22 protein-coding genes are annotated in these 15,507 nt (G+C 66.2%); 12 read left to right on the top strand and 10 right to left on the bottom strand.

The window, feature by feature from the left end; all coding sequences use genetic code 11:
* The coding region (locus tag BLP88_RS18290) for a helix-turn-helix domain-containing protein (RefSeq protein WP_175453600.1) at window positions 1-188 on the bottom strand (188 nt) is incomplete at its 3' end.
* A 432-nt stretch (window positions 189-620) separates the two neighbouring features.
* Between BLP88_RS18290 and rpsF the strand changes: the two genes are divergently transcribed.
* The 4 genes from rpsF to rplI all read left to right on the top strand — a co-directional run bounded on the left by rpsF (window position 621) and on the right by rplI (window position 2,402).
* The gene (gene rpsF / locus BLP88_RS18285; RefSeq protein WP_021473324.1) at window positions 621-926 is read left to right on the top strand and encodes a 30S ribosomal protein S6; all 306 of its coding nucleotides are present in this window, start codon (window positions 621-623) and stop codon (window positions 924-926) included.
* Window positions 927-981: 55 nt separating this feature from the next.
* On the top strand, window positions 982-1,566 hold the full coding sequence (locus tag BLP88_RS18280) for a single-stranded DNA-binding protein (protein WP_074591594.1): 585 nt from the start codon (window positions 982-984) through the stop codon (window positions 1,564-1,566).
* Window positions 1,567-1,692: 126 nt separating this feature from the next.
* Window positions 1,693-1,932, top strand: coding sequence for a 30S ribosomal protein S18 (gene rpsR, locus BLP88_RS18275; RefSeq protein ID WP_003800144.1), 240 nt, complete (start codon window positions 1,693-1,695; stop codon window positions 1,930-1,932).
* 17 nt (window positions 1,933-1,949) lie between these two features.
* Window positions 1,950-2,402, top strand: coding sequence for a 50S ribosomal protein L9 (gene rplI, locus BLP88_RS18270; protein WP_074591592.1), 453 nt, complete (start codon window positions 1,950-1,952; stop codon window positions 2,400-2,402).
* A gap of 81 nt (window positions 2,403-2,483) precedes the next feature.
* Here rplI and BLP88_RS18265 read toward each other — a convergent pair whose 3' ends face one another.
* Window positions 2,484-3,026 (bottom strand): hypothetical protein, encoded by a 543-nt coding sequence (locus BLP88_RS18265; protein WP_074591590.1) that lies wholly within the window; start codon window positions 3,024-3,026, stop codon window positions 2,484-2,486.
* Window positions 3,027-3,206: 180 nt separating this feature from the next.
* Window positions 3,207-3,626 carry a DUF1801 domain-containing protein gene (locus BLP88_RS18260; protein ID WP_074591588.1) on the bottom strand — a complete coding sequence of 140 codons (420 nt, stop codon included), beginning with the start codon at window positions 3,624-3,626 and terminating at the stop codon, window positions 3,207-3,209.
* 129 nt (window positions 3,627-3,755) lie between these two features.
* On the opposite strand from BLP88_RS18260, the gene BLP88_RS18255 reads away from it, so the two are divergent.
* Together BLP88_RS18255 and BLP88_RS18250 are read left to right on the top strand one after the other, a co-directional pair.
* Window positions 3,756-4,382 (top strand): FMN reductase, encoded by a 627-nt coding sequence (locus BLP88_RS18255; RefSeq protein WP_074591586.1) that lies wholly within the window; start codon window positions 3,756-3,758, stop codon window positions 4,380-4,382.
* 45 nt (window positions 4,383-4,427) lie between these two features.
* Complete coding sequence (locus BLP88_RS18250; RefSeq protein ID WP_074591584.1) at window positions 4,428-4,796, top strand: TFIIB-type zinc ribbon-containing protein; 369 nt, start codon at window positions 4,428-4,430, stop codon at window positions 4,794-4,796.
* A gap of 22 nt (window positions 4,797-4,818) precedes the next feature.
* Here the strand turns inward: BLP88_RS18250 and BLP88_RS18245 are convergent, their stop codons facing one another.
* The 3 genes from BLP88_RS18245 to BLP88_RS18845 form a co-directional block, all read right to left on the bottom strand.
* Window positions 4,819-5,394, bottom strand: coding sequence for a hypothetical protein (locus tag BLP88_RS18245; protein WP_074591582.1), 576 nt, complete (start codon window positions 5,392-5,394; stop codon window positions 4,819-4,821).
* 3 nt (window positions 5,395-5,397) lie between these two features.
* Window positions 5,398-5,850 carry a hypothetical protein gene (locus BLP88_RS18240; protein WP_074591580.1) on the bottom strand — a complete coding sequence of 151 codons (453 nt, stop codon included), beginning with the start codon at window positions 5,848-5,850 and terminating at the stop codon, window positions 5,398-5,400.
* A gap of 158 nt (window positions 5,851-6,008) precedes the next feature.
* Window positions 6,009-6,281 (bottom strand): hypothetical protein, encoded by a 273-nt coding sequence (locus tag BLP88_RS18845; protein ID WP_139163450.1) that lies wholly within the window; start codon window positions 6,279-6,281, stop codon window positions 6,009-6,011.
* Between the two features lie 212 nt (window positions 6,282-6,493).
* Between BLP88_RS18845 and dnaB the strand changes: the two genes are divergently transcribed.
* Window positions 6,494-7,873 carry a replicative DNA helicase gene (gene dnaB / locus BLP88_RS18235; protein WP_074591578.1) on the top strand — a complete coding sequence of 460 codons (1,380 nt, stop codon included), beginning with the start codon at window positions 6,494-6,496 and terminating at the stop codon, window positions 7,871-7,873.
* Between the two features lie 30 nt (window positions 7,874-7,903).
* On the opposite strand, the gene BLP88_RS18230 is transcribed toward dnaB, so the two are convergent.
* Window positions 7,904-8,878 carry an acyl-CoA thioesterase gene (locus BLP88_RS18230; protein ID WP_074591576.1) on the bottom strand — a complete coding sequence of 325 codons (975 nt, stop codon included), beginning with the start codon at window positions 8,876-8,878 and terminating at the stop codon, window positions 7,904-7,906.
* A gap of 134 nt (window positions 8,879-9,012) precedes the next feature.
* Here BLP88_RS18230 and aztD point away from each other — a divergent pair, with 134 nt between their 5' ends.
* Complete coding sequence (gene aztD, locus BLP88_RS18225; protein WP_074591574.1) at window positions 9,013-10,296, top strand: zinc metallochaperone AztD; 1,284 nt, start codon at window positions 9,013-9,015, stop codon at window positions 10,294-10,296.
* A gap of 72 nt (window positions 10,297-10,368) precedes the next feature.
* On the opposite strand, the gene BLP88_RS18220 is transcribed toward aztD, so the two are convergent.
* Window positions 10,369-10,803 carry a DoxX family protein gene (locus tag BLP88_RS18220; protein ID WP_074591572.1) on the bottom strand — a complete coding sequence of 145 codons (435 nt, stop codon included), beginning with the start codon at window positions 10,801-10,803 and terminating at the stop codon, window positions 10,369-10,371.
* Window positions 10,804-10,900: 97 nt separating this feature from the next.
* Here BLP88_RS18220 and BLP88_RS18215 point away from each other — a divergent pair, with 97 nt between their 5' ends.
* From BLP88_RS18215 to BLP88_RS18205, 3 genes are all read left to right on the top strand, one after another.
* On the top strand, window positions 10,901-12,241 hold the full coding sequence (locus tag BLP88_RS18215; protein ID WP_074591570.1) for an MATE family efflux transporter: 1,341 nt from the start codon (window positions 10,901-10,903) through the stop codon (window positions 12,239-12,241).
* A gap of 57 nt (window positions 12,242-12,298) precedes the next feature.
* Window positions 12,299-12,886 (top strand): hypothetical protein, encoded by a 588-nt coding sequence (locus tag BLP88_RS18210; RefSeq protein WP_373366890.1) that lies wholly within the window; start codon window positions 12,299-12,301, stop codon window positions 12,884-12,886.
* 77 nt (window positions 12,887-12,963) lie between these two features.
* The gene (locus BLP88_RS18205) at window positions 12,964-13,329 is read left to right on the top strand and encodes a hypothetical protein (protein WP_074591567.1); all 366 of its coding nucleotides are present in this window, start codon (window positions 12,964-12,966) and stop codon (window positions 13,327-13,329) included.
* Between the two features lie 19 nt (window positions 13,330-13,348).
* Here the strand turns inward: BLP88_RS18205 and BLP88_RS18200 are convergent, their stop codons facing one another.
* The gene (locus tag BLP88_RS18200) at window positions 13,349-13,891 is read right to left on the bottom strand and encodes a CGNR zinc finger domain-containing protein (RefSeq protein ID WP_074591565.1); all 543 of its coding nucleotides are present in this window, start codon (window positions 13,889-13,891) and stop codon (window positions 13,349-13,351) included.
* A gap of 107 nt (window positions 13,892-13,998) precedes the next feature.
* Between BLP88_RS18200 and BLP88_RS18195 the strand changes: the two genes are divergently transcribed.
* Window positions 13,999-15,000, top strand: coding sequence for an EamA family transporter (locus BLP88_RS18195; protein WP_175453601.1), 1,002 nt, complete (start codon window positions 13,999-14,001; stop codon window positions 14,998-15,000).
* Between the two features lie 122 nt (window positions 15,001-15,122).
* Here the strand turns inward: BLP88_RS18195 and BLP88_RS18190 are convergent, their stop codons facing one another.
* Window positions 15,123-15,389, bottom strand: a complete 267-nt coding sequence (locus BLP88_RS18190) for a WXG100 family type VII secretion target (RefSeq protein WP_074588781.1) — start codon at window positions 15,387-15,389, stop codon at window positions 15,123-15,125.
* Window positions 15,390-15,507 lie beyond the last annotated feature (118 nt).

The following is a 15,507-nucleotide window of genomic DNA, read 5'->3' as shown; positions in this document are numbered from 1 at the left end:
GCCGGGGTGGCGTGCGGACTCGTGCGCGGACGCCTGGAGCGGGGCGCGAGTCCTGAGTTACCGGCCTGGGCATGGCGCCTGAGGAGTTCGTGGACCCATTGCCGGCTGACCCCGTAACGGCGGGCAGCCTCGGATTTCGACATTCCGCCCTCGAGTACGGCCAGGACGATGACCTTGTTCTTCGACATGGCCCAGCCCATCAGGCCAGCTGTCGTCTATGTCCCGCGACATGCCGAGACCGTCAACGATGTCCCGCCACAGCAGTCAACTATCACCCGTCAACGATGTCCCGCCACAGGTGTAAACGATGTCCTGAAATCACACACCCCTCCGCGCACAAAACAGGAACACCCCGGTTTTCGGACCGGGGTGTTCTTTTTCCCCGGCTGCGTCCTGGCCCCCGGCGATGTCCCAGCCCGTTTTCCACATACGAGGGCCCGGGCGTTCCCCGGGCGGGACACGCCGAATAGCCTTGGGTGCGGGAGATGGACTAAGATGTTGAAGTCTGTGCTGCGCCCTGCCCCCGAATTTCCGGTGGCGGAGCCTTGCACGGCATCGCAAATGAACCTCCTGTTACGGAGATACCGTAACCGCTTAGCCCAAAGGAGGTGGGTTCACATATGCGTCCTTACGAATTGATGGTAATCATCGACCCCGAGGTCGAAGAGCGTACCGTTGAGCCGTCGCTTCAGAAGTTCCTGAATGTCATCACCACCGATGGTGGAACCATCGAGAAGGTTGACATCTGGGGCCGTCGTCGCCTGGCTTACGACATCAAGAAGAAGTCTGAAGGTATCTACGCCGTGGTGAACTTCACCGCTGAGCCGGCTACCGCCAAGGAACTTGACCGCCAGCTGTCTCTGAACGAGACCATCATGCGCACCAAGATCATCCGCCCCGAAGACCAGAAGGTTGTTGCTGAGTAATTCAGCTCCCGACTTTCCAATCTTTACCCCGTAGGAACGAACAAGGAGGCAGTAGATGGCAGGCGAAACCACTATCACGGTCATCGGTAATCTCACCAATGACCCGGAGCTGCGGTTCACCCCGTCTGGCTCGGCAGTAGCGAACTTCACCATCGCTTCTACTCCCCGGACCTTCGACCGCCAGTCCAACGAGTGGAAGGACGGGGAAACCCTCTTCCTCCGCGCGTCGGTATGGCGTGAGGCAGCCGAGAACGTGGCCGAATCCCTGACCAAGGGCATGCGCGTCATCGTTCAGGGCCGCCTGAAGAGCCGGTCCTACGAAACCAAGGAAGGCGAGAAGCGCACCGTCATCGAGCTTGAGGTCGACGAAATCGGCCCCAGCCTTCGGTACGCCAATGCCAAGGTCAACCGTACCCAGCGCTCCGGCGGCGGCGGATTTGGCGGCGGTAACGGCGGCCAGGGCGGCTTCGGCGGCAACAGCGGTGGCTTCGGTGGCGGCTCTGGTGGAAACCAGGGCGGCAACTCCGGTGGAGGATGGGGCGGCAACCAGTCCGCGCCGCAGGATGACCCGTGGGCTACCCCCGGTGTCAGCAATGCAGGCGGCTGGGGCAACGGCCCGGACTCCGAACCTCCCTTCTAAACAAACATTCACGTCCGACGCCGGACCCCGCCCGGGTGCCGCAACGCACCCAAGGTGGCAGACGCCGTCGGGCACCACCATCCCGTGGATCAATATCCACGGGCTCCATAGAAAAGGAGCTCCACGATGGCTAAGGCTGAACTCCGTAAGCCCAAACCAAAGTCCAACCCCTTGAAGGCCGCTGACATCACTGTCATCGACTACAAGGACGTAGCACTGCTGCGCAAGTTCATCTCCGACCGCGGAAAGATCCGCGCTCGTCGCGTCACCGGCGTTACCGTTCAGGAACAGCGCAAGATCGCCCAGGCAATCAAGAACGCCCGCGAAGTTGCACTGCTTCCCTACTCCGGCGCTGGCCGCGGCTAAGGAAGGGATTAACTAACATGGCAAAGCTCATTCTGACCCACGAAGTTACCGGTCTCGGTGCTGCTGGCGATGTTGTCGAGGTCAAGAACGGTTACGCACGTAACTACCTCCTGCCCCGCGGCTTCGCTCTGACCTGGACCCGTGGTGGCGAGAAGCAGGTTGAGTCCATCAAGGCTGCACGTGCTGCCCGCGCCCACGCTTCTGTTGAAGCTGCCCAGGCACAGGCCGCTGCGCTGTCCGCCAAGAAGGTTCAGCTCGTTGTGAAGGCCGGCGAGTCCGGTCGTCTCTTCGGCACCGTCAAGCCGGCCGACGTCGCAGCTGCTGTTGAGGCTGCCGGTCTCGGCTCCATCGACAAGCGCAACGTTGAACTGCCGAACCACATCAAGTCTGTTGGTTCGTACCAGGCCAACGTCCGCCTGCACGAGGACGTTTCCGCTGTCATCGACCTCGAGGTCGTTGCAAGCAAGTAGCGCAAGCTGCACGAAAGGCCCCCGCTCCCGGGTTTCCGGGGAGCGGGGGCCTTTTCTTTGACCCGGGCCGGGCCAACTGGCTCAGACGCCCCAGTGGGCGAGGATCGCTTCGCAGAAGTCGTCGTTCGTACCGGTCGACCCGAAGATCTGCTCTTCGCTGATCAACTCGCCGGTGGCGGTGTCGAAGATCAGGAGCCTGCGGATCTGGCCGTCGCCCTTGGCGAGGAGCTTGCCGTCACTTCCGATAAGCCGGTTTTCTCCGGTCAGCAGCACAGTGATGCTGAGCGTCCCGTCGCCGTTGTCGACGATCTTGAGGTCCTTGGCGAGGGTGTTCGGCTGGATGTCCGTCACGGTCATCCCGTTGTAGGTGAATGTTTGGACAACCCTGGTCTCCTCGTGGAACCACAGCAGCTCACTGCCGCGCGTTTTGGCGGAGCCGGAGCCGGTCTGGTCATAGGTGAAGGAGGGCTGGAGTCCCGAGCCGCAGAAGTCGTCGACTACGCCGCTGGTTGAGAAATCTAGGCTGTAGCGTTCGATAACGTCCGCGTTGGCGGGGGCGGCGCCCGCTACGGCGAAGCCGCCGATGAGGAGCGCGGTGACGAGTGGGCTGAGTTTACTGAGCATGGTGGTGACTTTCGACCGGGCAGACCCTGCGCACAGATACGGAAAGTGTCGCATCACGGTTCCTGGCAACCCGCCACGCACCGCCTGCGACGACGACCCAGCCTGCGGTGATCTTACTCCCCGGCCCCGCCCCGCGATACGCCCCGCGAGGGGCCGATTAATGCCCCGGAGTGGAGGTCCTTACGGCCGGTGCAGTTCGTTCATCACGTATTCGTAGCCGCGGCGGACCAACTCGTCCAGCACGCCCAGATCCACGTCGGAAAGCTTGTTGATGTACAGGCAGCCGACTCCGGTCTTGTACTTGCCCAGCCCGGCCAGCAGCTTTGCGGCGTCGGGATCGTAGATCAGGCCGTAGAGCGCCAGGTTGGCCTTCCTCGGGGAGAAGCCGACGGCGGCAGTGTCGCCTTCGCGGCTGGCGCCACGGTAGTGGTACCGGCCGAAGCCCACGATGCTTGGCCCCCACATCACGGGCTCAAGCCCGGTGGCGTCCCGCATCAGTTCCAGGAGCGCAAAACCGTCGGCCCGTCGCACGGGATGCTCCACGGCCGCCAGGAATTCCCGGACGGGCACGGCGGTGGGCTGCGTCTTGTTCTCGTCCATGGCGGTAGTTTTGCAGACCGCCAGGGGCGCTGCCAGAGGTGCGGAATAAACCCAGGAGCACCCCCGTTTACGGTATAGATGCAAATGCATGTAATCTGTAAACGAATCATCGAGCACCAGGAGAACGCCATGGAGACCCGCCGCATCACCGTCCTTTCCGCCGGACTCGGCGTCCCGTCGTCGAGCCGCCTGCTCGCCGACCAGCTCGCCGCCTCGGTGAAGCGGCAGCTTGGTGAGGCGGGCTACGACCCCGAAGTGGAAGTTGTCGAACTGCGCGAGCTCGCCGTGGACATCGCGAACAACTTCGTCACCGGCTACGCGGGGCCGCGCCTCGCGGAGGTGATTGCCGGCGTCGAGCAGTCCGATGGGATCATCGCGGTCAGCCCGGTGTTCAGCGCCTCCTACAGCGGCCTGTTCAAGTCCTTCATCGACGTCCTGGACCCCAAATCCCTGGACGGCAAGGCGGTGCTGATGGGCGCCACAGGCGGCACGGACCGCCACCAAATGGTGCTGGACTACGCCATGCGGCCGCTATTCAGCTACCTGCGCACCCGGATGACGCAGACCTCCGTTTTCGCCGGCCCCCAGGACTGGGGGAACAACGACGGCGGCGGCTCGCCCCTCTCGGCCCGCGTGGACCGGGCGGCGAAGGAATTGGTGCAGCTGCTGAGCGGGGACCAGCCGCGCCGGAAGGCCGATCCGATGGAATCCATGCCCTTCGAGCAGCTCCTGGCCGGGATCACCGGCGGTCGCTGAGAGGGCCGGCCGAACTAATTCCCGGCCCGGATCGTTGAGCCGGTCATGAAGTGTCCTGTGGATTCAAATGACCTGGTGATGAGCGACCGGAACGGCGTGGAGATCGACTACTGCCCGCAGTGCAGGGGCGTGTGGCTGGACCGCGGCGAGCTCGACAAGATCATCGACCGCGCCGGGAACCAGTACGGCGGTCAGCCGGCGGCGCCTGCACCCCAGGCCCCGCCCGCCCCGACTCCTCCGCCGCTGTACAACCGCGACTACCCGCAGCCCGGCTACGGCAACGTCCAAGACCCCCGCTACAACCGCGACAAGCCCCGCTATGACGACCGGAACTACGGCAAGGGCTATGACCGTGACTACGACCGGCGGCACAAGAAGAAGGAAAGCTGGCTGGGCGACCTCTTCGACTTCTAACCCAACGCGCAGTCCGGGGGGTTCAGTCCTCCAGCAGTGCGATGAACTCCCGCGCCTGCGCGAGCGAGATGTCGGAGTGGCGCACCAGGGCGAGGGCGGCGGCCTCGACGTCGCCGCTCTTGGCCAGCGTGCGGATCCGGCCGTAGATGTCGTCGTTGAGCATGTTGCTGCTGACTTCGCGGATCACGTCGCCCTTGCTGGCGATGGCCCGGTAGCGGTACGGGAAGCGTTCGGGTTCCTCGTCATCCGGCAGCAGGTCTACCGGCGGCGGCTCGGGCTGCCGGAACGGCTGCGGGTGCGCCGCGAGGGCGGCGACGGCGTCACGGGAGGCGCGCAGGCCCTCTCCCGTGCTGCTGAGGTACAGCTTGATCGCTGCCATCGCCTGCCCCTGCGCGATAAGGGAGTACAGCCGGCGGTGCTGCTCCTCGCTCAGTTTGGCCGCCGACTCGCGTGCCAGTTCCACGGCGTCCACCGGTGCGCCGTCGGCCTCGTGCTTCGCCCGGTAGTCCGTGGCGCGGCGGCTCAGGCTGCGGTTGAGCAGCAGGACGGCGATGACCACGGCAATCAAAATCAGGGCCGGGATGATCAGGGATTCCATGTATCAGAGCCGATCTATGTAGTTCTTTGCGGAGAGCAGGTCCGCGCGGGTGTAGTCCCGTAGAAGTTTAATGGCCTGGATCTTCTGCCCGTTCCGGGCCATGGATTGCAACTGCCGCACAAAGTCCGGGTTCAGCTGTCCGTCTGGAAGCACCGCCAGCGGACGGCCCGACGCCGGAGCTGCTGCCGGCTGTGCGTGACGCTGAAGTCGGGGTTGGGGCTGCGGGGGCTGCTTGTGCCCGGCTTGCGTGTTCGCGCGGGCGCGGGCGGCCAGTGCCGCCTGGGTCTGTTCCGCCTGGTGGGCGGCGGACCGCCGGGCGAGTTCACGCTGGTACCGTTCGGCCTCGGAGACGCCGAAGTCCCGGGGTTTGAAGGCCTGGTTCAGGGCCCAGATCACCATGCCGAGGATGACCACGGGCACTGCGACGGTCAGTACATCCCCCAAGGTGAAGTCCATGCCTAGAGCTTATGCCAGTTGCCAGTTATCCACAGCACATTCCCAGATGGGCATGCTTTTTGAGAGGATACTGTCGAATTTCCGGGGAATTTGTGGGCTGCATCACATTTTGGGCATATTTTCCCCTGTGAATGGAGGGTTAGGGGTCCTTTCATGCGTTAGCCGGCATTGAGGCTGTGGATGGCGGGGGCCGGAAAATACTTTTGGTCCACACCCTGTTCGAAGTGTTTTCCCAGTTCAGGGACCCATTCCAAGGGAAAGAATTTTGCTTTCCACAGGAACATGCACATACTGTGCACAAGCATGGTCTGGTTATCCACCGGTTGTCCACAGGCCCGGCTTGGCTCCGGGAAAAAGCGGGGATAACGTGGCTTGGTACCCCATTCAGGTACCTGGATTGCCCCGTTTTCGCCGTCGCTGGTGCTTTTCACACAGGTCTTTTGCTGGCCTTGTGGATTTCCCTGTGGATAAGCCGTGGATAGCTGGGGAAATCCGGATCCGCCGGTTCCGGAAGGAGCCCGGCGGAAGATTGTCGGTGCCCTCCGCAAGGATGTGGCAACGGCAGATTCCAGGCGGCCGGCAGCCCCTCCCAGGGCGCCGCCAGCTGTCCTGAAGCACCCGGCGGCACACATGGAGGACGGCTTTGTCAGTTACGCACCTGGATTCGATTGAGGGCGGCCGCTCATCCGAGCTAAGCCGGACTCCCCCGCAGGACATTGCGGCAGAGCAATCGGTCCTCGGTGGCATGATGCTGTCCAAGGACGCCATCGCGGACGTCGTGGAGATCGTCCGCGGTCACGACTTCTACCGCCCTGCCCACGAGACCATCTACGAATCGATCATCGACCTCTACGGCCGCGGCGAGCCCGCCGACGCCGTCACGGTCTCCGACGAACTGACCAAGCGCGGCGAGATCAACAAGATCGGCGGTCCCGCCTACCTGCACGAGCTTATCCAGACCGTCCCCACGGCAGCCAATGCCGGCTACTACGCGGAGATCGTCGCGGAACGGGCCGTGCTCCGGCGCCTCGTGAACGCCGGCACCAAGATCGTGCAGATGGGCTATGGCCAGGACGGTGAGGTTGAAGACCTCGTCAACCAGGCCCAGGCCGAGGTCTATGCCGTCGCCGAGCGCCGCACCGCCGAGGACTATGTCGCCCTGAAGGACGTCATGGAGTCCACGGTGGACGAAATCGAGGCCTCCGGGCACCGCGGCGAGGGCATGACCGGTGTTCCCACCGGCTTCTACGAGCTCGATGAGCTGACGCACGGCCTGCACCCTGGCCAGATGATCGTCATCGCGGCGCGTCCCGCCGTCGGTAAGTCGACGTTCGCGCTGGACTTCGCGCGCTCGGCTGCCATCAAGAACAACCTGGCCACGGTGATGTTCTCGCTCGAAATGGGCCGGAATGAAATCGCAATGCGCCTGCTCTCGGCCGAGGCAACCATCAGCCTGCAGGACCTGCGCAAGGGCACCATCAAGGACGAGCAGTGGTCCAAGATCGCCACCACCATGGGCCGCATGAACGACGCCCCGTTGTTCATCGATGACAGCCCCAACATGTCCCTGATGGAAATCCGTGCCAAGTGCCGGCGGCTGAAGCAGCAGCACGACCTCAAGCTTGTGGTCCTGGACTACCTGCAGCTGATGAGCTCCGGCAAGCGCGTGGAATCCCGCCAGCAGGAAGTGTCCGAGTTCTCCCGTGCGCTGAAGCTGCTTGCCAAGGAACTCCAGGTGCCGGTCATTGCCCTGTCCCAGCTCAACCGTGGTTCGGAACAGCGCCAGGACAAGCGCCCCATGGTCTCGGACCTGCGTGAATCCGGCTCCATCGAGCAGGATGCCGACATGGTGATCCTCCTGCACCGCGAAGACGTCTACGACAAGGAGTCCCCGCGCGCCGGCGAGGCCGACATCCTGGTGGCCAAGCACCGTAACGGCCCCACCAAGGACATCGTGGTCGCCTTCCAGGGCCACTACTCCCGTTTCGCCAACATGGCAGGAGAGACCGGCGGCGGCTTCTAGCCTCCGGTTCGGGACCCGTGCGGAGCGGGCTTAGGCGCCTTCGCCCTGCAGCAGATGGTCGGGCAGGCGGTTGCCCGGCGCCCCGCCGCGGATCTTCAGCAGTTCGCGGGCGTGCTCGTGCAGCCGCTTGTCCTCGTCGCTGACCGGTACCCATTGGGGCACCGGCACGGAGGTGCCGCTTTCGTCGCGGGCCACCATGACCGTCAGGCAGTAGGTGGTGAGGTTCATTTCCCGGCTCTTTGGGCTGCCGGAGCGCACGTGGACGGCGATATGCATGCCCTTGTTGCCGGTGTACACCAGGCGGGCCTCTACTTCCACGACGTCGCCGATCAGCAGCGGCCGGTAGAAGCGGACGCCGCCGGAGAACACCGCCACGGTGTCCCTGCCGCAGTACCGGGAGGCACAGACGTAGGCGGCCTCGTCGATCCATTTCATGACGATGCCGCCGTGCACCTTGCCGCCCCAGTTCACGTCGCCCGGGGACGCCATGAAGCGCAGCACCACACGCTCGGCCGTACCGGCATCGGTATATTCCTGGGCGTTCATCGCTTCGACGATCTTCTCGCGCACCTCAATGCGCGCCAGTGCGCTGTCCCGCTGCTCGATTTCGGTCGGCGTGGACGGCGTGAACTGCGGAACCGGCACCGGTTTGCCGTCCGGGCCCACCGCTACGAAGATCACCAGGCACTGGCTGCGCATGGTGGCCGGGCCGCCCTTGGGGTCGGCCGCAGAGGTGACCGTGCGGATGTGCATCGAGGAGCGGCCCGTGTAGACGATGGTCGCCTCCACCTCCACCATGTCGCCGCTGTTCACGGGATCGCTGAAGTGGATATTGCCGACGTATGCGGTCACGCAGTACGACTTCGCCCAGCCGACGGCGGCAGCGTAGGCCGCCTTGTCCACCCATTCCAGGACCGTGCCGGCGTCCACCGAGCCGCTGTGCCCGACGTCGGTGGGGGCGGCCAGGAAGCGGAGGGTGACTGAGTGCGGTGCAGGCTCGCTCATGAGGCGAGTTTAGCCACGGGCCGGACGCCGGTGCGTTGTGTGACGGTGTCCGTCACCTCGGGATATGACGGCAGGACGGCCGGGGAACCGTACCGATTTCCATAACTCTAATGAGAGTCATTATTGTTAAGCGCATGATCGCTCACCCCTCGTTCCGACATGTTTCCCGCCGCGCTCTCGCGGTGCCGTCCGTGCTCCTTTCCGCCCTGCTGCTTGCCGGCTGCGGCGCCGCCGCCGGAGGGCCGGCTTCCCAGCCCTCCGCCGGAGAGGCCTCTCCCGGCGCGCCAAAGGAGGCGCAGGGCCCCACCCCGCGCCTCGTACTGACCCACGACGGCGGCATCACCGTCCTCGACGCCAAGACCCTCAAGCCCGTGGGCGGAGCGGAGCTCGAGGGTTTCAACCGCCTCAACCCGGCGGGCGACGGCCGCCACGTGCTCGTCTCCACGGGCGATGCGTTCCGGGTGTTCGACGCCGGCTCGTGGAGCGAGCCGCACGGCGACCACAGCCACCACTATGCCGGCGAGCCGCGCCTGACCGAGCGCTCTTTTGAGGCCAGCAAGGCCGGGCACGTGGTCCGGCATGCCGGCAGGACCGTGCTGTTCAGCGACGGATCCGGAAAGATCGAAAGCTTTGACCCTGCCGGTCTCACGAAGGCCCTCACAACCGGCCTGCCCGCGACCGACGTCTACACTGCCCCGGAAGCCCACCACGGCGTCGCGGTTCCGCTGGAGGACGGCGGCCTGCTGGTGACCCTGGGCACCGAGGAGAGCCGCACCGGCGCCGTCGTCCTCAGCGCCGGCAAGGGGCAGGACCGCAAGGAAACCGCGCGGAACGAAAACTGCCCCGGCGTCCACGGCGAGGCCGTCGCTGCGCACGGCGTCGTGGTGCTTGGCTGCCAGGACGGCATGCTGATCTACAAGGACGGAAAGTTCACCAAGGTGGCCAGCCCCGACAAGTACGGCCGCATGGGCAATCAGGCAGGATCCGAAGAGTCGCCGGTGATCCTGGGGGATTACAAGGTGGACAAGGAGGCCGAGCTGGAGCGCCCCACCCGGATCTCCCTGGTCAACACCGAGACCGCCACGCTGCGGCTCGTGGACCTCGGAACCAGCTACTCCTTCCGTTCCCTCGGGCGCGGACCGGCCGGCGAGGCCTTGGTCCTGGGCACCGACGGCGGCCTGCGCGTGATCGACCCCGCCACCGGCAAGATCGCCTCCACCATCAAAGTGACGGCACCCTGGACCGAATCGACCACCTGGCAGGACCCGCGGCCCACGCTGTTCGTCCAGGGTTCGACGGCGTACGTCACCGAGCCGGACGCCCGCACGATCCACGCCGTGGACCTGAAGGGCCGCAAGGTGCTCAAGAGCGCCGTCCTGGACGTCGTGCCGAACGAGCTGACCGGCGTCGAAGGCTGACAAGCGCCAAACCAAGAGCAGCGCACCCGCCGATGCGGGTGCGCTGCCTGCGCTTGCGGTGAACGGGGAGGCTTAGGCGAGCACGCTCAGCTTGGAGCCCTTGCGGCCAAAGGCTGCGGCATCCACGGAGAGTCGCCCGGCGCCGGCCAGCGCCACGGCGAGGGCGCCGCCGCCAAGGGCCAGCACCAGTTCGTAGCCGCCGTTTGCGACAAAGACGCCGGCGGGAGCGTGCACCAGCACCAGCGCGCCGAGCATGTTCAGGGCGAGGAGTGCGCCGAAGACGCGGGTCAGAATGCCGGCGATGAGCGCGATGCCGCCGACGAGCTCCAATCCGGCCACGAGCGGCGCCGCGGCGGACGCGGCGGGGACGCCCATCTGGGTGAAGGCGGCCTGGGTGCCGGCGATGGTGAACTCGCTGAATTTCTGCCAGCCATGGGCGGCGAAGATGAAGCCGACGATGACGCGCAGGACGGTAAGGGCTGTGGTGGTCGGGGTTGACTTGTTCATTGTTCCAGCGTTCCGGAGGTTACTTGAAGTGTCAAGTAATGTGACGGGCGCCAAACGGAACGGCAGGGCTGTCTGCCCTGCCGGTTATGGTGGAAACGTGCCCCAAACCGTCGCCCCTGCCGCCCGCCCCTCCCATGCCCGCGAGATCCTCCGCCTCGCCGTTCCGGCCTTCGGCGCGCTGATCGCGGAACCCCTTTTCCTGCTCGCGGACTCGGCGATCGTCGGACACCTCGGCGTCAACCAGCTTGCCGGCGTCGGCCTCGCCTCCACGCTGCTGCACACTGCCGTCGGGCTGATGGTCTTCCTGGCGTATTCGACGACGCCGGCGGTCGCCCGCGCGATCGGCGACGGCAAGCTGACCAAGGCGCTCGCGGCAGGGCGCGACGGCGTGTGGCTGGCCCTGCTGCTGGGCGCCGCGCTGGCGGTGGCCGGCTTCGTCGCGGCCGGGCCGCTCGTGGACCTGTTCGGCGCCGGGGGAGAGGTGCGCGGTTTCGCCGTCGACTACCTCCGCTGGTCCATGCCCGGACTGATCGCCATGCTGCTGATCTTCGCCGGCACCGGCGTGCTCCGCGGCCTGCAGGACACCCGCACTCCGCTCGTGGTGGCCACCGCGGGCTTCGCGCTCAACATCGCCCTGAACTGGATCCTGGTCTACGGCCTGAACTTCTCGGTCGCCGGGTCGGCGCTCGGTACCAGCATCGCGCAGTGGGCCATGGCGGCCGTCTACCTGGTGATGGTGGGCCGCAACGCCCGCCGGCACGGAGTGTCCCTGCGGCCGGACTGGCGCGGCATCCGCACCATGACCACCGTGGGGTCCTGGCTTATGCTCCGCACGCTCTCCCTCCGGCTTGCGATCCTCGCCACCGTGCTCGTGGCCACCTCGCAGGGAGCCGTCAACCTGGCCGCGCACCAGCTCACCATGACCATCTTCTCCTTCCTGGCCTTCGCGCTGGACGCCCTCGCGATCGCCGCCCAGGCCCTGATCGGCAAGGAACTCGGTGCCGCCAGGCCCGCCGAGGCCCGCGAACTCACCCGGACCATGATCCGCTGGGGCCTGGGCTTCGGCGTCGTCACCGGGGCCCTGCTGGCTGTTGCCGCGCCCTGGACCGGCTTGCTCTTCACCTCCGACGGCGCCGTGCAGTCCGCCCTCACCGGCGCCCTATGGATCCTGGCCGCCGGGCAGCCCCTGGCCGGTTTCGTGTTTGTGCTCGACGGCGTGCTGATCGGCGCGGGCGACGCCCGCTACCTGGCGATCGCCGGCGTCGTGAACCTCGCCTTCTACCTGCCCCTGCTGGCCGCCGTCCACCTGACCCGGCCCGAAGGCGCGGCCGGGCTGCTCTGGCTGTGGGCCGCGTTCGGCCTGGGCTACATGCTGGCCCGCGGAGTCACGCTGGGTGTACGCTCGCGCAACGACAAATGGATGGTGCTGGGCTCCTAGCGGTCCGGGCCGCCTTGGCCGCGGAAACGGGCGGGGTCCGGTCGCTAAACTGGATGGGTGACTTTCCCCTCCTCGTCAGCATCTGTCCCTTCCTGGCTCTCCGGCTCCGACGACGCCGCACCCTGGAAGCCGGTGCTGCTCCGCGCCGTCATCGCCCTCGTGTTCGGTGCGCTGACGGTCTTCTGGGGGGCTCCATCGGTGCAGGTCCTCGCCTGGGCGCTGGGGCTGTACCTGCTGGCCACGGCGTTTGCGGTGTTGCGCGGCGGCAGCGTTCCGGCAGCGCTCGCCGCGGTGGTCGCGCTCGGCGGCGTGGGCGCGCTGCTCACCCAGTCCGACGCCGGTGCCGCCCTCTCGGCTTCCCTCGCCCTGCTGGTGCTCGGCGCGGGCGAACTGGTGCAGGGCCTGCGCCAGCGCGGCCGCAAGGTGCTGGCACGGGACTGGCTGATCTCCGGCGTCGTGGGTGTTGGAACGGCGGCGCTGCTGCCCTTCTTCATCAGCCTCGGCGCCCACGCCCTGCTGGGCGTCGCCGGCGGCGGCGCCATCATCTCCGGGGTCCTGTGGACCCTCTCCGGCCTGAGCCTGCGCCATGATGCCGGCGGCCGCCGGAACGGTGGGCACGGCGTGCCTGCCAAGGACGTAAACTAGATACCGTACCTTCTACTTTCTGTAGAACTCTTCAGGCGCGCGAGGCGCCGGCACGACCCCACCATTGGAGGAAGACCTTGGCAGACCAGAAACCAGGAGAGCCGCGCAAGATGCGGACCTCGGTGAAAGGGCCGCTGATGTTTTCCGCATTCTGGGGCGTGGTGGTCTTTTTCGCCGTACTGATTTTCGCCTCGGGCGGCAGCGGCCACTCGCCGCGCTTCGACCTGGCTTTCACCGGCGGCGGCATTGCCTTCATCGTCAGCCTGGTCATGGCGGCGATGCTCTCCATGAGCTACAAGGAAAACGCCGAGCACCTCGGCAAGGGCTCCGGCGTCAACCTGAGCTCCCGCAAGGCCCGCAGCCACGGCGGCGCGGCCCGCGGCCCGGCAGCGCCCCCTGCGGCTTCGCCCGAGGATCCCGAAGCTCCGGCCCCCGGCCACTGACCCGCTTGCAACGCGCGCCCTACGCGCTGGCGCGGCGCGCCCGGTACGCAGCCACATGCGCCCGGTTGGCGCAGTTCCCCGTATCGCAGTAAAGCTTCGAGCGGTTCCGGCTGAGGTCCAGCACCACCGCGTCGCAATCCTCGGCGGCGCAGACCCGCATGCGTTCGCCCTCCTTGCTGCGGATCACGTCCACCAGCGCCATGGCCGCTTCGGTCCCCATCCGATCCGCGAGCGGAGCATCAGGCGTGGTGGCGTGCAGGTGCCAGTCCCAATGATCGTGCTTCACCAGCTGGGGGAGTGCCTTCGCCTTCACCAGCAGCTGGTTGATCGCCTGCACGGCGGTGTCTTCGTCCGCCGTCCACAACGCCGTAAGTTCCTTGCGCAGCCGCTTGATGCTCTCCAGTTCCCGCTCGGTTCCCGCCCGCACGCCGGAGAATTCCTCGGCGTCCAGGAAAGCGTCCAGGTCTTCCGGGGTGGCCAGTTCCTCACCGCCGTTGGCGGCAGTGTTGATTAGATTGACGACGGCGCGCAGGGCCACCACGGTGTCAGGTGCAAAAAGCACTTTGACTCCTTACTTGGCTCGGGAGTATTGTCAGGAGCGTAACCCATTTTACTCCTGACAGGAGGCGTGCTGTGTCAGCTGCCAAGAGCCGGGGCGCGGCGGGCTTCATGGCCTCCGGCCTGGGCGTCGCGCTCTTCTCCTCCGCGGTCTTCGGGCTGTCCGGTTCCTTCGCGAAGTCCCTCCTGGAGACGGGCTGGACGCCGGGTTCCGCCGTCGCGGTCCGCCTCAGCGGTGCGGCGCTGGTCTTGGCGGTGCCCGCCGTCCTCGCCCTCCGCGGCCGCTGGCACCAGCTCAAGGAAAACTGGCTCACGATCCTGCTGTTCGGGCTGATCGGTGTGGCGGGCTGCCAGCTCTTCTACTTCAACGCGGTGGCACGCCTGTCCGTGGGCGTTGCCCTGCTGCTCGAATACCTTGCGCCCACCATGATCGTGCTCTGGCTGTGGGCGGCCACCCGGCGCCGTCCGCGGGCCCTGACTTCGATCGGCACCCTCCTGTCCCTGGGCGGCCTGGTCTTCGTGCTCGACCTCACCGGTGCGGTCAAGGTGGACTTCATCGGCGTGCTGTGGGGCATGGCCGCTGCCGTCTGCCTGGTGATCTACTTCTTCATCACGGCCAAGCAGAACGACGGCCTGCCGCCCCTGGTGCTTGCCGCCGGCGGCCTGCTGGCCGGCGCCGTGGTCATGTGGGCCGCCGGTGCCTTCGGCCTGCTGCCAATGTTCTTCAGCGCCGCGGACACCCACCTTGGCCCGTGGAACACCCCGTGGTGGGTCTCTGTGGCCGGCCTGGTGCTGCTTTCCACTGTCCTGTCCTACGTCTCGGGCATCATGGCCGCCCGCAGCCTGGGCTCCAAGGTGGCGTCCTTCGTTTCACTCACCGAGGTCCTGTTCGCCGTCGTCTGGGCCTGGCTGCTTCTCTCGGAGCTGCCAAGCACCGTCCAGCTGCTGGGTGGCGCGCTGATCATCCTCGGAGTGGTGCTGGTGCGTGTGGATGAACTGCGCGCCGAGCGCCTGGCTGTTTCGGTGCCCGGCGGTGCCGAGCCGTGCGCGGAGCTGGATCACGCGAACGACGTGGAGCCGGTGCCTTCGGCCCGAACGGGGCCTGAGTCCTGACCGCCTGAGCGCGGCCGCGCGGAAATGCCGGCTTAAACGGGGATGACCCCCTCAAATTTGAGGGGGTCATCCACGTTTCGGCCGGTAATCCGGCCGGAGCGGTTGTTGGCCGGAGGCGGTTGTTAGCCCTGGGAGGCCTGTTCCTGCTCGTTGGCGTTCTTGGTGGCCTTCTTGCCGGCTTCGTCCAGGGCCTGGGCGACCTTCTGGAGGGCGGTCATGTGCTGGGACTGCCATTCGTTGCGGAACTTGTCGGCGTCCGGGCCCTTCCAGTCCGTGCCGTGCAGGACCTTGTTCAGGGTGTTGCGCTGCTGCTCGATTTCGTTCGAGCCGGCGCTGAGCTTGCTGCCGAGGGTCTTGAGCTGCTGGACATCTGCGCCCCAAATAGCCATGGTGTGTCTCCTTGTGGATTCGCGGATCCGAACTCTTCGGCATCCCCAATACCTAGAAACTATCCCGGCGGCGCAAAAAGTGTCGATGGGGACGCCTCCCCATGAAGCAGTCCCCACC

This window comes from Arthrobacter cupressi (genome assembly GCF_900099975.1).
Taxonomy (GTDB): domain Bacteria; phylum Actinomycetota; class Actinomycetes; order Actinomycetales; family Micrococcaceae; genus Arthrobacter; species Arthrobacter cupressi.
This window is presented reverse-complemented; position numbering and strand designations above follow the sequence as displayed.

What these genes read in the sequence shown, in the direction of transcription:
- rpsF (WP_021473324.1), top strand. Translation starts at nt 621, where the DNA reads ATGCGTCCTTACGAATTGATGGTAATCATCGACCCCGAGGTCGAAGAG.
- BLP88_RS18280 (WP_074591594.1), top strand. Translation starts at nt 982, where the DNA reads ATGGCAGGCGAAACCACTATCACGGTCATCGGTAATCTCACCAATGAC.
- rpsR (WP_003800144.1), top strand. Translation starts at nt 1,693, where the DNA reads ATGGCTAAGGCTGAACTCCGTAAGCCCAAACCAAAGTCCAACCCCTTG.
- rplI (WP_074591592.1), top strand. Translation starts at nt 1,950, where the DNA reads ATGGCAAAGCTCATTCTGACCCACGAAGTTACCGGTCTCGGTGCTGCT.
- BLP88_RS18265 (WP_074591590.1), bottom strand. Translation starts at nt 3,026, where the DNA reads ATGCTCAGTAAACTCAGCCCACTCGTCACCGCGCTCCTCATCGGCGGC.
- BLP88_RS18260 (WP_074591588.1), bottom strand. Translation starts at nt 3,626, where the DNA reads ATGGACGAGAACAAGACGCAGCCCACCGCCGTGCCCGTCCGGGAATTC.
- BLP88_RS18255 (WP_074591586.1), top strand. Translation starts at nt 3,756, where the DNA reads ATGGAGACCCGCCGCATCACCGTCCTTTCCGCCGGACTCGGCGTCCCG.
- BLP88_RS18250 (WP_074591584.1), top strand. Translation starts at nt 4,428, where the DNA reads ATGAAGTGTCCTGTGGATTCAAATGACCTGGTGATGAGCGACCGGAAC.
- BLP88_RS18245 (WP_074591582.1), bottom strand. Translation starts at nt 5,394, where the DNA reads ATGGAATCCCTGATCATCCCGGCCCTGATTTTGATTGCCGTGGTCATC.
- BLP88_RS18240 (WP_074591580.1), bottom strand. Translation starts at nt 5,850, where the DNA reads ATGGACTTCACCTTGGGGGATGTACTGACCGTCGCAGTGCCCGTGGTC.
- BLP88_RS18230 (WP_074591576.1), bottom strand. Translation starts at nt 8,878, where the DNA reads ATGAGCGAGCCTGCACCGCACTCAGTCACCCTCCGCTTCCTGGCCGCC.
- aztD (WP_074591574.1), top strand. Translation starts at nt 9,013, where the DNA reads ATGATCGCTCACCCCTCGTTCCGACATGTTTCCCGCCGCGCTCTCGCG.
- BLP88_RS18220 (WP_074591572.1), bottom strand. Translation starts at nt 10,803, where the DNA reads ATGAACAAGTCAACCCCGACCACCACAGCCCTTACCGTCCTGCGCGTC.
- BLP88_RS18195 (WP_175453601.1), top strand. Translation starts at nt 13,999, where the DNA reads ATGGCCTCCGGCCTGGGCGTCGCGCTCTTCTCCTCCGCGGTCTTCGGG.
- BLP88_RS18190 (WP_074588781.1), bottom strand. Translation starts at nt 15,389, where the DNA reads ATGGCTATTTGGGGCGCAGATGTCCAGCAGCTCAAGACCCTCGGCAGC.